12 protein-coding genes and 1 pseudogene are annotated in these 15,704 nt (G+C 36.7%); 5 read left to right on the plus strand and 8 right to left on the minus strand.

All coding sequences use genetic code 11. The features are described from left to right. Positions 1–16 precede the first annotated feature (16 nt). The 5 genes from NST60_RS06680 to nrdI form a co-directional block, all read right to left on the minus strand. Positions 17–1,819: an ABC transporter ATP-binding protein gene (locus NST60_RS06680; protein ID WP_016202728.1), complete on the minus strand. Its 1,803-nt coding sequence runs from the start codon at positions 1,817–1,819 to the stop codon at positions 17–19. After that, complete coding sequence (locus tag NST60_RS06685) at positions 1,816–3,555, minus strand: ABC transporter ATP-binding protein (protein WP_016202727.1); 1,740 nt, start codon at positions 3,553–3,555, stop codon at positions 1,816–1,818. Before NST60_RS06685 ends, NST60_RS06680 begins: the two co-directional genes overlap by 4 nt. A 314-nt stretch (positions 3,556–3,869) precedes the next feature. Next, positions 3,870–4,838 carry a class 1b ribonucleoside-diphosphate reductase subunit beta gene (nrdF, locus tag NST60_RS06690; protein ID WP_016202726.1) on the minus strand — a complete coding sequence of 323 codons (969 nt, stop codon included), beginning with the start codon at positions 4,836–4,838 and terminating at the stop codon, positions 3,870–3,872. A 68-nt stretch (positions 4,839–4,906) separates the two neighbouring features. Then, a complete protein-coding gene (gene nrdE, locus NST60_RS06695) occupies positions 4,907–7,000 on the minus strand; it encodes a class 1b ribonucleoside-diphosphate reductase subunit alpha (RefSeq protein WP_016202725.1) in 2,094 nt (697 codons plus the stop codon). Next, positions 6,960–7,361, minus strand: a complete 402-nt coding sequence (gene nrdI / locus NST60_RS06700; protein ID WP_016202724.1) for a class Ib ribonucleoside-diphosphate reductase assembly flavoprotein NrdI — start codon at positions 7,359–7,361, stop codon at positions 6,960–6,962. Before nrdI ends, nrdE begins: the two co-directional genes overlap by 41 nt. Before the next feature lie 469 nt (positions 7,362–7,830). On the opposite strand from nrdI, the gene NST60_RS06705 reads away from it, so the two are divergent. From NST60_RS06705 to NST60_RS06715, 3 genes are all read left to right on the plus strand, one after another. Next, entirely contained in the window at positions 7,831–8,946 is a 1,116-nt protein-coding gene (locus NST60_RS06705; RefSeq protein ID WP_100525938.1) for an IS4 family transposase, read from the plus strand. 393 nt (positions 8,947–9,339) lie between these two features. Next, positions 9,340–10,368, plus strand: coding sequence for an IS1595 family transposase (locus tag NST60_RS06710; RefSeq protein WP_224428602.1), 1,029 nt, complete (start codon positions 9,340–9,342; stop codon positions 10,366–10,368). A gap of 25 nt (positions 10,369–10,393) precedes the next feature. After that, positions 10,394–10,963, plus strand: a complete 570-nt coding sequence (locus tag NST60_RS06715) for a type II toxin-antitoxin system HicB family antitoxin (protein WP_224428601.1) — start codon at positions 10,394–10,396, stop codon at positions 10,961–10,963. Positions 10,964–11,144: 181 nt separating this feature from the next. Here the strand turns inward: NST60_RS06715 and NST60_RS06720 are convergent, their stop codons facing one another. Next, positions 11,145–11,381, minus strand: coding sequence for a DUF6171 family protein (locus NST60_RS06720; RefSeq protein WP_101729618.1), 237 nt, complete (start codon positions 11,379–11,381; stop codon positions 11,145–11,147). 1 nt (position 11,382) lies between these two features. After that, positions 11,383–11,769, minus strand: coding sequence for an alpha-L-arabinofuranosidase C-terminal domain-containing protein (locus NST60_RS06725; protein WP_341098435.1), 387 nt, complete (start codon positions 11,767–11,769; stop codon positions 11,383–11,385). A gap of 291 nt (positions 11,770–12,060) precedes the next feature. Between NST60_RS06725 and NST60_RS06730 the strand changes: the two genes are divergently transcribed. Next, positions 12,061–13,302, plus strand: a complete 1,242-nt coding sequence (locus NST60_RS06730; RefSeq protein ID WP_016205480.1) for an IS110 family transposase — start codon at positions 12,061–12,063, stop codon at positions 13,300–13,302. Between the two features lie 92 nt (positions 13,303–13,394). On the opposite strand, the pseudogene NST60_RS06735 reads toward NST60_RS06730, so the two are convergent. Beyond that, positions 13,395–14,468 (minus strand): annotated as a pseudogene (locus NST60_RS06735) (alpha-N-arabinofuranosidase); the annotation flags it as partial. 293 nt (positions 14,469–14,761) lie between these two features. Here NST60_RS06735 and NST60_RS06740 point away from each other — a divergent pair. Beyond that, positions 14,762–15,676 carry an ArsR/SmtB family transcription factor gene (locus tag NST60_RS06740; RefSeq protein ID WP_341098437.1) on the plus strand — a complete coding sequence of 305 codons (915 nt, stop codon included), beginning with the start codon at positions 14,762–14,764 and terminating at the stop codon, positions 15,674–15,676. Positions 15,677–15,704: the final 28 nt, after the last annotated feature.

Here is a 15,704-nt window from a genome sequence, read left to right on the forward strand (position 1 = left end):
CTGTTCCATTTAATATTTATATCAGCTGAGCATCTGTCTGATTAACCGTTGCTTCTCCAATATCTGCTTCGCGTTTGAATAGTCGTGTGTACACACCAGTATTATCATTTAATAATTCTTGATGTGTGCCTTCTTCGACGATTACGCCTTTATCTAATACGATAATACGATCTGCAGCTAGTACGGTTGATAACCGATGTGAAATGATGAAAATCGTTTGTTTTTTCGTCGTCTTCAGCACTGCTTCATTAATCTTCGCTTCTGTAATGGGATCCAGTGCTGAACTCGCTTCATCCAAAACAAGAATTGGCGCATCTTTTAAAATCGCTCTTGCTAAGGACAGACGCTGTTTTTGGCCACCAGACAGCAGGCTTCCTCTTTCTCCGACTTTTGTATTTAGACCTTCTGGGAGTGTTTCTACTAATTCACCTAAACCGCTCGCACGGAGAACTTCATACAACTCCTCCTCTGTAGCATCTGATTTTCCGATTCGTAAGTTATCTGCCAAAGTTCCACTTCGCATTAGTACATCCTGTGTGACAATTGCCATTTGGGAACGAAGCCAATCTGTATCCCAATCTCTTATCTCTCGTCCATCCACTTCGATCGAACCTTTTGTTGTATCATACAATCGAAAGAGCAAATCAATAATTGTGGATTTTCCTGAACCACTTGGTCCTACCAACGCTATTTTCTCTCCTGCCTTAATATCAAAAGATACACCTTTTAATACATTTTCCTCTTTATCAGGGTAAACGAAGGAAACATCTTTCAAACGGACATCTCCCTTTGCTCTTTCTCCTTTCATTCCTTGCTTTGTTTCTGCTTCTGATACAGGTTGTGAAAGCAAAATTTCGGAACGATCCAAAGCAGGACCTGTTCTTCTAACAGATAGCCAATTTCGGAGAAGGCGCTGCATTTCATTTGCCGCAATCGTTACTAACCCACCTGCAGTCAGCATTTGACCACTTGTTAAATCAGCATTCCAAATAAGGAGTGTACTAATAAAATAGACAAGTCCTAGTGCAAAACCGTTATAGCTTGCAATCACCACTACGGATTGCATCCTTGCTTTTAGCTCTCTTAAAGAATGTTTTACGAAAGAGTCCCTAATGGAAACAACACTTTCCACTTCACTATCAGAAACACCCATCACTCGTGATAGATGAATGCCTGTCACTGATTCTCTTAATCTCTCTAAATATTTGGACGCTTCTGCACGAGCGTCAGCCGATGCTGCTCTTGTTCTTGCCCCTACATAGTTCGACGCCCAGTAAAAAACAATTCCTAGAACAACACTCGTAATCATCAAATAAGGATGGATGAAAAACAGAACAATACTATAAATCACTACCCCTTGTGCACTTGCCATAAAGGTTGACCCTTCCCATGCTAAAAAATTATGAAGGGTATCTGGATCATCGGAAGCTCGTGCTAGTAATTCTCCAGAAGAATTGTTTTGATAAAACGAGAAAGGCAATACTTGCAAATGTCCAAATAGTCTTAGCTTCTGTCTATTTGTCACTGACTTCGCTGTAATATGGCAAAAATACTCATCAATGATCATCATTCCTAAATCTAATACAGCAGATAATACCAACAGCCACATTAATCCCCATAACCAAGTATTATTCTCACTCGGCAGGATTGTATCAATCAGCCAGCTTAGGGCTAAGGTTGGGATTAATGCAGAAAAAACCTGGCTAATGGCAATAACAATGGAATCCCCAATAACCCATTTTTTATAAGGCATTAAAAATTGAATGACTCGCTTGCCATCACCGATTTTCTTTTGTTTGGAGACATTTTGCTTACTCATCCAATCATCTCCTTCTCTAGCTCGCTATATTGTGCTCGATATAGTTGATAATACTGCCCTTTTAAAGCTAACAGTTCTTCGTGTGTTCCTTGTTCGGCAACCATCCCCTGATCTAGCAGCAGGATTGTGTCCGCCTTTCTAACTGTAATCAATCGATGAGCAATTGTAATGGTTGTTCGCCCTGGTATTAATTGTTCCAATGATTCTTGGACCTTTTCTTCTGTTTCACCATCTAAAGAAGAGGTAGCTTCATCAAAAATCAACACCGGTGGCTGGCGGAGAATGGCTCTTGCAAGGGCAACCCTTTGTCTTTGTCCTCCAGAAAGCTTCAAGCCGCGCTCGCCAACTATCGTTTCATATTTATCCTCCAAAGAGTCAATCAGCTCTTTTAATCCTGCTGCTTCAACAGCCTCCTCTAACTCTTCCATCGTTGCATCTGGTTTACCGTATAAAAGATTATTGCGAAGCGTACTATTTAATAGAAAGGTTTCCTGTGAGACTACTCCTACCTGTCTGCGAAAACTATTGCGGTTATACTTAAATAAATCTTTGCCATCAATGGTGACTGAACCTTTCTCTGGTTCATAAAGTCCCAGCAATATTTGAATAAGTGTACTTTTTCCTCCACCACTCGTTCCGACGATTCCGATATGTTTCCCTTCTTCCACCGAAACAGATACACCTTTCAAAACTTGCTTTTCACTTCCTGGATAGGAGAACCCAATATTATGTAAAGCTATTTTCCCTCGAACTAAACCAAAATCCGGAAGACTTTGCTCATGCTCTTCTGGCAGATCAAAATATTCGTAAATTCTTTGTAGTGCTGGAATTGCCTGTTGAATTGTCAAGGCATTTTCCGCTAAGGAACGAACAGGCTGAAACATAATCGGAATAAAGTTCAAACAAGAAACGAGCGTTCCAATGGTAATATTCCCTTGCCAAATTGCCAATCCACCAATCAGCATTACAACACCAGGTGTAGCTATATTAAATAAATTCCCCAAACGCCAATTCACTTTTCCAATTAAGGCTGCTCGAATAGAATAAGTTTTCCAATTCGCCAATTTTCTTTCCTGTGTAGCTATTTCGTCTTTTTGTGTTTGATATGTTCTTACTAAGCGAACACTCTCAATACTTTCCTGCAGATGCTGATACATATCTGCGCTCATATCTCTTTGTACAGCGCTCATTTTTCGCATTGTTTTGCCTAGTTTAAAGGATGGGAAAATATAAATGGCAAATACAATGAACATCACTATTGCAGCAGGCCAATATATTGCAAACACCGTAATAAAAGCTGCAACTGCACTAATTACTTGTTGAAGAATACGCGGTACGACCGTATTATTCAAGTTTTGAATTGATTCCACATCATGGGTTAGTCGGTATAACATGTCTCCACGAGGCGTCGTCGAAAAAAAAGACATTGGTGTTCTGTGTAGTCTTTTAAACGCACGAATTTGCATATCCGTAATCACATCAAAGCCAATTTTCACCTGTACAAATTCCTGCAAGGATTCAAATACCGCTTTTCCGAGAAATGCTGCTAATATTCCGAAAACAATCCATAGTATAAAAGCTATTGCTTTATCACCGATTACTTCGTCCACCAATTTCCCTACTAAAATCGGAGGTAAAATCGTAAACGCACCGCCAACTAATGAGAAAAATAAGGCAAGTGATAGCTTGCGCCAATATGGTTTAAAATGCTGTAAAGTAATTGTTAATAAGTTCATTCTTTCTCCTCCCCACAAAGAGTTATTGTATTACAAATAATGAAAATATTCACTATAATATACAAAAAAATTTCGAGTTTTGAAGTTTTTTTGTGAATTTATGTCACTATACTTGTAACTATTCATATACTCTGGTTTATAGAAAATAAAATTGCATTAATCATTTAAGAAGAAGATTTTGTATAAGTTGATAAAAAGGATCAAACATTTATTTATGCTCCCAAAAGCTAAAAATACAAAAACCTCCTCCACTTTAGTGGAGAAGGCTAAAATTGAAATGAGTCAAAACTAGATCAATCAACTTTTATCTACAATCAAAAAATAAAATCCTCATCTGTCAACGGTTCTACCTTTGTAGCTTTTACATAACCGTTTCCTTTTACAGAGAAGAAGTCATGGTTCTTCGTATCTGTCTTCATGCCATTTTCAACAATCGGGTTGATTGGCTCGGACGGATAGACAGGTTCATAGCCAAGATTCATACAAGCTTTATTCGCGTTGTAGCGGATGAATTTATTCACTTCATCTACCAACCCTATTTGCTGATATAAATCCTGTGTATATTCTAATTCATTTTCGTATAGTGTGTTTAGTAATTCTAATCTTTCGTGAGTCGCTTTTTCTTGTTCCTCTGGTGTTAATTGTCCATATAACTCTTGAGCGATGAGACCTACATATACACCGTGAATGCTCTCATCCCGGATGATTAAGTTAATAATTTCTCCTGAAGCAGTTAACTTTCCTTGACCAGCCAAGAACAATGGATAAAAGAACCCAGAATAGAAAAGGAATGACTCCAAATACACGGAAGCAACCATTGCCATGTAAAGATCATATTTATTTATTTTCGGGCTAAACAGCTTCTGATAATATTCTGAGATACGGTTTCCCTTTGCTTGTAACTGTGGGTGATTATGTACCCAATTAAAAACTTCGTCAATTTCTTCCTCTGTCGCTAATGTTGTAAAAATTGTCGAATAGGATTTAGCATGAATTTGCTCCATCATCCCCATAAAAGAAAGAACGCCCTTACGCTGCAATCCTTCTATATGCATACCGATTAGAGGCATTCCTTCGCCACCTTGCTCTGTATCCAGCAATGTTAGTCCACCAAGCACCTTTTTGTAAGTATCTTGCTCTTCTTTCGACAATTCTACCCATGTATTTTTATCAGAAGAAAGGCTGATTTCTTCTGGCAGCCAAAACTGTCTAGTATTCTGTGTATAAAACATTTGTGTGAAATCATCTTCATGCTGATTCCAGTTAACAGCATACTTTGTCATTTCATTACCCCCAGTAATTCCAGAAAACAGTAGGAGTCCTCACTCCTCCTACTCCATCATCTTCTTTTTTAAACGGCACATGCAATACATTCATCAATTGCTAGATTGCGAGTTCTTGTATAGTAAAGTGATTTTAATCCAACTTCATTTGCATAAATATAATAACGGGCCAATTCTTTTGTAGACACATCTGAGTTTACGTAAAGAATCGTTGATATTCCTTGGTCTACATGCTCTTGAGCTGCAGCAATTAAATCCATTACCTTGAATTGGTTCATATCAAACGCTGATTTATAAAACCAAAAGTTTGTTTCATCCATATAAGGCATCGGATAATAAGTTGTAGAGTTAGCATAGGTACGAGACTCAATTTGGTTAACAACCGGCATTACTGATGCTGTCGCATTTTGAATATAGCCTATTGATTGAGTTGGCGCAACAGCCAGACGGTACGCATTATACATCCCATGTTCTTGCACTAGTGCAGCTAATTCTGTCCAATCTTCACACGTAGGAATATAAATGCCTTCAAACAGTTCTTTTACCTTGTCTGTTTTAGGCGCAAAGCTTACTTGTTTGTATTTTTCAAAATAAGTTCCTTTTGCATACTCCGATTTTTCGAACTCTTTAAATGTTTCTTCTCTTTCCTTTGCAATGAGCATACTCTTTTCAATGGAATAGAAATTCATCATCATAAAGAAAGTAGCCGTAAAGTCTTTTGCTTCATCTGATTCGTAGCTAATCTTGTTTTTCGCTAAATATCCATGAAGATTCATCGCTCCTAACCCGACTGCATGAAGCTCTTCGTTTGCTTTTTTAACAGATGGAGCATTTTGAATGTCCGAAATATTTGACACGGTTGTTAATGCATCAATTCCAACATGTACAGAATCTCTGAAAACCTCACCAGGCTTCATCACATTCGGGATATTTAGGGAACCTAAGTTACAGTTGATGTCACGACGGATAATATCGGCTTGTCCATAATCAGTGATTTCCGATGTCTCTTGAAGTTGGAAAATCTCTGTACACAAGTTACTCATTTTAATTTGTCCAATATCTTTAAGTGCATGTCCTTTGTTGGCATTTGATTTGTTCATAAAATATGGATAACCAGATTCCAGCTGGATTTGTGCTATTTTCGTCAGCATTTCACGCGCTGACATCACCACACGCTTTTTCACGTTCGGATTAGCAACAAGCTCTTCATACATCTCATCCATTCTCATATCATCCAAATGAATACCATATTCCTTATACACACTGAAAGGTGCAAATACATATAGTTCTTTGTTCTCTTTCGCCAATTGGAAAAATTTATTTTCCACAATTAAGCCGATTGAAAGTGTTTGGATACGTGACTTCTCATCAGCATTGATTTTCTTTGTATCCAAGTATTCCACAATATCCCAATGGAAAATATTTAAGTAGACAGCTCCAGCTCCTTTTCGCTGCCCTAATTGATTGGCATAAGAAAATGTATCTTCTAAAAGCTTCATGACAGGCACCACACCTGATGCAGCGTTATCGATCCCTTTTATCTGTTCATTGCGGGCACGAAGCTTCGAAAGGTTAAGGGCTACGCCTCCCCCTATTTTCGATAGCTGTCCAGATGTATTAATATTATGGAAAATCGAGTTTAAGGAGTCGTCCATTTCTAATAAGAAGCAAGAGACCATCTCACCACGGCGGCTTCTCCCCGCATTCAAGAAAGTTGGAGTAGCTGGCTGGTAACGCTGTTCAATCATTGCGATTGCGTTTTTCTTTGCTTTTTCGAAATCTCCTTGACCCAAGAATAGAGCAACAATAATAATTCGATCCTCATAAGTTTCAAGGTAGTTCTTCTTATCATTCGTTTTTAAAGCATAATCTTTATAAAATTTCGAAATAGCCATATAAGATTGAAACTCAAATTGATAATTATAAACAAGCTTTGTAACTTCCTCGATTTCCGAGATTTTGTATTGTTCTAATACCTGTGGATAATAGAAATCCTCTTCCACCATATACGTATATCTTTGTTCAATAGAGTCAAAACGAATTAGCTTCGGATTGATTTCAGATTCTAGAAATTCAGCGACAGCTTCTTTATCTTTTTCGAGTCGGAAAAAGCCCTTCTCATTAAGCTGTGTCACTTCGTTGTTTAGTTCTATATGTCTCATAGTTAATATTTTGCACCCTTTCTCTAACTATCTCCACATCTTCAGGCATACCGCTCATCTCAAACTTATGTAAGATTGGTACCCCGTACATAATTGATATTTTGTTAGCACTTAAAGCGAAATTTTGGCCCCAGTTTTTATTTCCACTGGATACTACAGCATGAAGGTTCCTATTATTTGTTTTAAGGAAGTCTAATGTTGTTTGAGGAACTTGTCCCATCCCAGTTGTGTAAGTTAATAATATATATGGTTCATAGACTTTTAATCCAGCACTTATCTCGATTCCTTTATTCGCTGGAAGTCCTAATTTATTAAAAAACCTGCGTACATTTCCCGTCTTACTGTCATAAACAATAAGCAAAAATTCTCCCTCCTTGAAAGACTTGAATAAAAAAAAGAAAAAAAGCTATATTCTAAGCAATACGCTCTATTTCTTACAAAGTCTACTAAATATAGATAGATGTCGATATTCTGCTTCAATATATTGTGTCTAAGACAATATAATCCTTTTTTGAAACGAGAGTCAATAACGTACTTTTGAGTTTTTTTGTCAACAATTATCGCTTAAAAATGATAGATTTTTAAATTTCTTTGTCGAAAGATTTATCATGAATATAAATAAAGTCTGATAAGGACCGGCCTCATTAGACTTTTCTTCGAAAAAACTAATTATATTAATTTTATACAAAATCACTAGTGTTGCGTTAATTTAATTTAACTATTAAAAATACTTGAAATGTTCAATTTTATCATTTTATGCAAAGAAAAAGTCCTTTATAATGGATAAGTTAGGTGGTAACCCGTCCAAATCCACTAAAAAGGACTATCGCATGGACAAGATTACACGAAAAACTTCATTTGGACAATGGTTTTCACCAATAAATCTTCAATTATTTGAAGAAAACGTGAAAACGTTGAAATTAGATTTCTATACGAAAAAACTAACGACAGAGTCATTTCTAAAATTATTACTTTTTGCGCAGCTAGAAGAAGTCGAAAGTCTGCATGCGCTGAGCGATTGTCTTTTCGATGATCAACTGCAAAAGGGCATTGATCTTGATTCTATCAGTATTTCCCAACTCTCACGCCGTTTAAATGGCATGAATCCAGACTTATTCCAAAAGCTTTTCCTTGATTTAGTTTCACAAATTCATGCCAAAACGCACAACACGAAACTTGTGATGCCATTAAAAATCATTGATTCAAGCACATTGCCTCTCAATTTGACTAATCATAAATGGGCAAAATTCCGCAAAACAAAAGCGGGTGTTAAATTGCACTTACGCCTTGTGTTTATGGAAAAAGGTATATCCTATCCCGAAAAGGCCATTATGACAACGGCCAAAGAACATGACCGCGGTCAGCTTGAAGTAATGGTTGATGACAAGGAATGTATGTATGTGTTTGACCGTGGTTACTTAGACTACGAACGCTTTGATCGGATGACAGATGACGGCTACTTTTTCCTTTCTAGGCTGCGAAAAAACGCAGTCATACGGGAGGTTTACGATTTTAAACTACCCGAGAATACATCTGTTTTGTCGGATCAAATGGTGTTGATTGGTACGACGCAAAACCGTGCCGAAAATTACTTTCGTCTTCTAAAAGTGATTGATTCAAAAGGAAATGAGCTTCATTTAATCACAAATCGTTTTGATTTAAGTGCTGAAGAAATCTCAAAGATGTATAAATCACGCTGGGCGATTGAGTTATTTTTCAAATGGATTAAACAACATCTCCATATCAAAAAGTTTTACGGCCAAAGCGAATGGGCAATTCAGAATCAAGTGTTTATCGCACTTATTGTTTTTTGCCTGCATGTTCTCGCACAAATCGAGACAAAAAGTAAACGAAAAACCCTACAAATTAGCCGATATTTACGGGCAGCTTTGTGGAAACCAGCACATATTTGGCTTCGAAAGATTGAAGGAAAAACCATTCCTTAATAAACAAATTGTCGTCGTCTCTTAAGTCTAATTGTAAAAAAATTTCCAAATGGATGGATCCACCTTTAGTTGGGTATTTACTTTTTTGGCTCTTAACAGGGGACATATTTAAACTGAATATTCTAACAACATTTATGCAACACTAGTGATACAAAATAAAAACCATTATTTTTTTTACATAAATTCAATAATTCATTATAAGGTTGCAGCAAATTTTTTTCCATACCATTTTTTGCTTTTGCTTAATATTCCTTTTTTCTTTCCCGCATCTCAAGTATATTACACTTCTTTTTTATTTATAAGGCTGTGTTAAAGGTAAATGTTGATATTTGAAACCTTCCCGAAAACTTAGTATAATTGATTTAAGAACAAACATTCGGGGAGGTAGTAAGGTTGAGTAAAGCGTTCAATAATCTATTAAAGCATATCGGCAATTTATCACATACAGAAAAAGAGCGTGTGTTTCAATGGGTAAAACGCTATGTTGAACCTTCTTCCTCTGTCGGTGGTCGTCTGATTAATGAAATGCGAGAAACTCGTTTCAAAGAAGGTTTTGAATGCCCTCATTGTGCGTCAGAACACGTTGTTCGATTCGGAAAATATAATGGTCGCCAACGCTATCGCTGTAAATGTTGTAATAAGACCTTTACAGATACAACAAATACTGTTCTTTATCGCACTCGTAAAGGTGACGAATGGATTATTTTCGTTGATTGTATGTTCAAAGGTTATTCTCTGCGAAAATCTGCTGAAATCGTAGGGGTTACTTGGGTTACGCTTTTTTATTGGAGACATAAACTGTTAAACGCTTTAAAACAAATGGATTTTGACCATTTTGAAGGTATCGTTGAAATTGACGAGACCTATTTCCTATACTCTCAAAAGGGACAACGTGGCATTGCTGACCGTAAACCTCGAAAGCGTGGAGGAAAGTCTAAACATAGAGGTATAAGTCACGAACAAGTTTGCGTTCTTGTTGCAAGAGACCGAACAAAAGCAACTGTTTCCAAAGTCGCTTGTATGGGTCGAATTGTGAAAACTAAAGTTGATAATATGATTGGTTCTAAGCTGTCGTCTGATAATGTACTCGTTACTGATGCTTGGAGAGCCTATAAGACATATGCAAAAGAAAAGGGATTAGAACATTTTCGGATTAAATCAAATGACGGTAAACACGTAATTAAAGGCTTGTACCACATTCAAAATGTTAATGGTCTGCACTCCCGTATGAAACAGTGGATAAACCGTTTTAAAGGTGTAGCTACAAAGTATCTCGACAATTATCTTGCTTGGTTCCTTTTCATAGATAGTCGCAGTAACGAAAACACTAAGCATAATATCAAAGAGTTTCTATTATCATCATTTGTATTTGAAATGACAGACACATATAACAGTTTGAGACTGTCAAAATTCAATGTATAATCGTTATAATTAAGGATGTGTGGCTATGGTAAATCCCGATAAATTAGTTTATCCAGCATTCATACAACAGGACGATGAAGGAATATTTTGTGTTTACTTCCCCACTCTGTTTCCTGAATCTGGATGGGACTTTCCTTTAACAAGAGGGGAAACAAAACGTAAAGCGATACAAGATGCAAATAAGGATTTAGCTTACTATTTGGCAGGAATCCTATACGACAATGAAGAGCTTCCTGAACCCATCCCTATAAATAGCAATGACCTTTCCGAAGGGATGGAATTAATTGATATAGAGACATCATTTGAACCCTATGCCGAAGAAATACAGGAACATTTAAAAGGTCGCCATTGGCATATTACCTATTATGACGAAGAAAATGATGATTTTATTGAAGCCATTGGGTATAAAAATGAACAAGGAACGTGGGACATTTTTTTTGAGTTTTGTTCTGATGATGATATTGAAATTTTTGACTCCTTCTGCAAGAAAAATCCTGATTATCCTTTACTTTTTACAGTCAAATTAAGAACTGAAGCTGAGGAAAAATTTAATCAATTTGTTGAAGATGTAATTCTGAAACGGAAGAAGGATTAAACTAATCCATCTTAAACAGGGCGTTAGATGATTCAAAAATTAAGGAAACCCAATTTATTAGGGTCTCCTTAATTTTTATCCAATAATCAACATTAAAGATTAACAGAGCCATTTATAAAAAAAGAAGGCAGCAATAGGCAACCTTCACATTTCTTGCACTATATTCAGTTGACTCTTGATGCTACCACTTTCTATCAGGACAGCTTTTCTGCTTTAAACTGGCACGAAAACGAACGAAGCATCCGCATCTTCCACATGTATGCTGATTCAGTTGCTCACATTGATGACATATTTGCAATCGCTGATCTCTTACTTCCTCCATCGCTAAATCTGTTTCAAAGGAAAGTTGTTCTTGTACAAGCGTATCAACATCCATTTGACTAACCTGTTCCTTTAGCTCGCAACCAATGCAGGCCATCTTAATTTTCCTTTATGATGATACTCGCAACACTCATTGGTGGTAAGGTAACAATTAAACTATTTTTATCTGTTTTATAACGAGTAAATGGTTGTATAGACACCGCTTCCGGTTCTTCAAATGTATTATGGGCATCCATTACATCAGCTGTAAGATATTCTGCTTCTAGGACAACAAATTCTCCTTCTTTTCTAGAAAGTGTAATTTCTCTTGTTTCTGTTAAATCATAATTACATAGGGAAACAGTTACTTTTCCATCCTTCTTGGAGACAGTGTATGTTACATGAGTAATTTCATCACCATAGGAATCTATTAACTCTGCATCCTGATGGTATTTATACAAATCAAAAACATGATAAGTAGGCGTTTTTATCATTTTTATATCCATTCCTTTCGCTTCGCTCAAGGCACAAAACGTAATGAAACAAGTTTGCACTGAGCGTTATTTTGGCAAATCTATAGCCATAGGGATACCAATCAACTACAAATCACGCGGAGGTGAGTGGGCTGCTCCAGTTGTGGAGTGACCGCATTTTTATATGTGTAGATTGCCTTTCCAAGCACAAATAAGTGTGACTTCGAGCACGCAGACTTATCTTTGTATAAACATTACTCGTTTATTGCTGGGCAATCAGTCAATGTTGTCTATCCCTATAAATCTTATAAAGGAGTTTTCCCTATGGCTTTAAAAATTGTTTATCCCATTTGTTGTGGAATTGATGTCCACAAATCCTTTGTTGTGGCTTGTATTGCCTCCACTTCCAAAGGAGTAACCACTTACAAACGCCATCGCTTTTCAACCTATACAAAAGGATTGCTTGAGCTGTCACAATGGCTTTGTGAAAATGATTGTCAGGATGTTTGTATGGAATCTACCGGGAAATACTGGATTCCTGTGTTCAATGTACTAGAAGATTCCTGTAACATCACCTTGGCGCATCCTAAGTATGTCAAGGCAATCCGCGGTAAAAAAACCGATAAAAAAGATGCTAAATGGATTGCTGATTTATTTAAACATGATCTTGTAGCCGGAAGCTTTATGCCTCCACTTGAGATTAGGCAGCTTCGTGACCTTATGCGTTATCGCTTCAAGCTGACTAACTTTATGTCGAGTGAGAAAAACCGTCTTCAAAACAGTTTAACTGTGTCTAATATTCAGCTTGGAAATATTGTTTCGGATACCTTCGGCAAAAGCTCCATGAACATTATTGAGAAGCTACTAAAGGATCCATTAGACACCTCATTTGATTTAGAACCTTTAATTCATGGCTCCATGAAGCATAAACTTCCTGAACTCGAGCTCGCTATTGATGGATACATTACATCTGAACAGGCTGAAAAATTAAAGGTTATTAAACAACATTATGAAGACCTTGGAGCCCGTAAAGCAGATCTTGAAAAAATTATTCTTTCACTTGCCGCGTCCTACCATGATGAAATCAACTTAATCTTAACTGTTCCGTCTTTTAAAAACATTTTTTCCGCCATTGCCGTGGTTTCCGAAATAGGTGTTGATATGGACGTGTTTCCGACAGCTAAGCATTTATGCTCCTGGGCAGGACTTACACCCACAAATAACGAGAGTGCCGGCAAGAAAAAGTCAGTAAGAATTTCAAGAGCTGGATGTTACATAAAACCACTTTTGGTGCAATGTGCAACCGCAGTGGTTAAAAGTGAAAAACATCCCGAAATTCGAAACCGTTACCTACGGCTAAGAAAACGCCGTGGTCACAAACGAGCAATTATTGCGATTGCACGAATGCTTTTAACAGCTATCTACAATATTCTCAAAAAGAAAGAAGCCTATAACGCTGAATTATATTTAAAATCGGATGTTCTTCCAGTAAACCGTGAAATCACGGTAGAACAAGCGATTTTATTAGCTAAAAACCATGGTTATCATGTGTTAGAAGCATCTTGATTTTGTCGTATAAATTTTAAAAAAATCATCCAATGATGGTTTATTTGTCATGCATTCTTTTTGAGATAGTGATTTCAATAATTATTTCAGACTTCTCCTTCTGTTAAAAGCATCGCCTGTAATACATTAACCATTTGAGCAATATTCGCCATATGTACTCTGTCTGCATGCTTATGGAAAATATTTAATGTAATAGCAGCAAGCATTGCATCACGAATCGTGTTTTGTTGATATAGAAAGCCAAGGTTTGTTCCAGGCTCTACATTGTACCAAGAACCCCACTCATCTACGATTAAACCAACTCGTTTTTCCGGATCATATTTATCCATGATTGTACTATGCTTTGTAATTAACTCGTCCATATACTGTGCATGTTCTAAAACGGAATACCACTGTTCTTCTGGGAAGTTTAAAGCATTTCCTTTATCCTGCCATACTCTTGTTGGAATAGAATAATGATGAAGACTAAGTCCATCCATGTAATTAGCCGCATTTCTCATTAATACTTCCGTCCAGTTATAGTCATCTACATTCGGACCACAAGCTATTTTATAAATAGTATGCTCCCCATACTTACGTACATAAGTCTGGTATCTGCGATATAAATCTGCATAATATTCTGGGCGCATATTTCCGCCACACCCCCAAGACTCATTGCCTACTCCGAAAAATTCCACTTTCCAAGCTTCTTCTTGGCCATTATCTCTGCGAAGATTTGCCATTGGTGATTCCCCGTTCATTGTCATATATTCTACCCATTCCTGCATTTCTTGAACAGTTCCACTACCAACATTCCCGTTAATATATGCTTCACATTCTAACTGGCGAATTAATTCAAAGAATTCATGTGTTCCGAAATGATTATTCTCCGTCACACCACCCCAGTGAGTATTCACAATAGTACTTCTTTTCTCACTTGGACCAATTCCATCCTTCCAATGATATTCATCGCCGAAACAGCCACCTGGCCAGCGAACGACGGGAACTTGGATATTCTTTAGTGCTTCCACTACATCTTTGCGGATTCCATTAACATTTGGGATATCCGAATCCTTTCCAACCCATACTCCCTCATAAATGCATCTGCCTAGATGCTCTGCAAATTGCCCATATATATATTTACTAATTGTCGGTCCTTGTTTATCTAATAATAAATTCACTTGCATATTATGATTCCTCCATTACCATTTTTTAGAAAAATATGAATAGATAATAAGCTAATTTATGTATCAATTCCTCCTTTGCGTTTTAACTTATTCATTCATTGCTAGTTACTTACCTAAAAGATAAACTTACGAATAAAATATATTATAGAATGAAACCGTTGTCAATAACTTAATAGTATACTAAATTAATAATTTTATTCTTTTTATTTAACCAATCAGTTACATAAATTAATTCTTTTTGCTATTAGTTTATTCATATAGTAATATAAAAGTAATAAAGGGGGGTATCACAAATGCAATTAGATATATCGGAAAATCCTATCCCTGTATATGAAGTTCTATCTAGTCCTACTCGAATAAACATTATTAAATTATTATCTAAGAAGAAGATGAATATTGGAGAATTAGCTAAAGAACTCAATATAAGTAGTGCAATTGTCAGTAGACATATCACGAAAATGAATGATGCAGGTTTAGTGAAAACCGAAACGGTACCTGGTAAGTCTGGGCTGCAAAAAGTCGTTATCTTAAAAGTGGATCGAATCGAAATCCAGTTTCCACAAAAGATTTACTCTGCTTATGAAAGCTATAAACAAGAAATCCCCGTTGGACACTATTTTCATTTTGATGTTCACCCGACCTGTGGACTTGCTACAACTACAAAAACGATTGGTGAATATGATGATCCTAAATACTTTATGGATCCGCAAAAGAATCAAGCAGCTATTCTTTGGTTTACGAAAGGGTTTATCGAATATCGCATTCCATCTATTTTAAAAGAGACGGATAAGCTTGAGATGATTGATATTGTATTGGAAGCATCATCAGAGTTTCCTTTTTCCAATAATGTTTGGCCGTCTGATATTACTTTTTCCTTAAATGGAAAAGAACTATGCACATGGACCAGCCCAGGAGACTTTTCTGATACAAGAGGTCGCTTTACCCCTGATTGGTGGCCAAATGAAACCAATCAATACGGAATCTTGCTTACTATCCGCATTACCAAACATGGCGTTTATGCTGATGGAAAAAAATTATCTGATCTCACGATTGATCAATTTCGAGAAGAACAAAGCGGTATGTGGGATTTAAAAGTAGAAATTAAAGAAGATGCAGAAAATGTCGGTGGCGTTACCTTATTCGGAAAAGGATTCGGGAATTACGATCAAGATATAAATTTTATTACTTATTATAGTAATCCTGTATGATAGGAGAGGAGAAAACGTACTTCTTTTG

Source organism: Niallia sp. FSL W8-1348 (assembly GCF_038006745.1).
Taxonomy (GTDB): domain Bacteria; phylum Bacillota; class Bacilli; order Bacillales; family Cytobacillaceae; genus Niallia; species Niallia alba.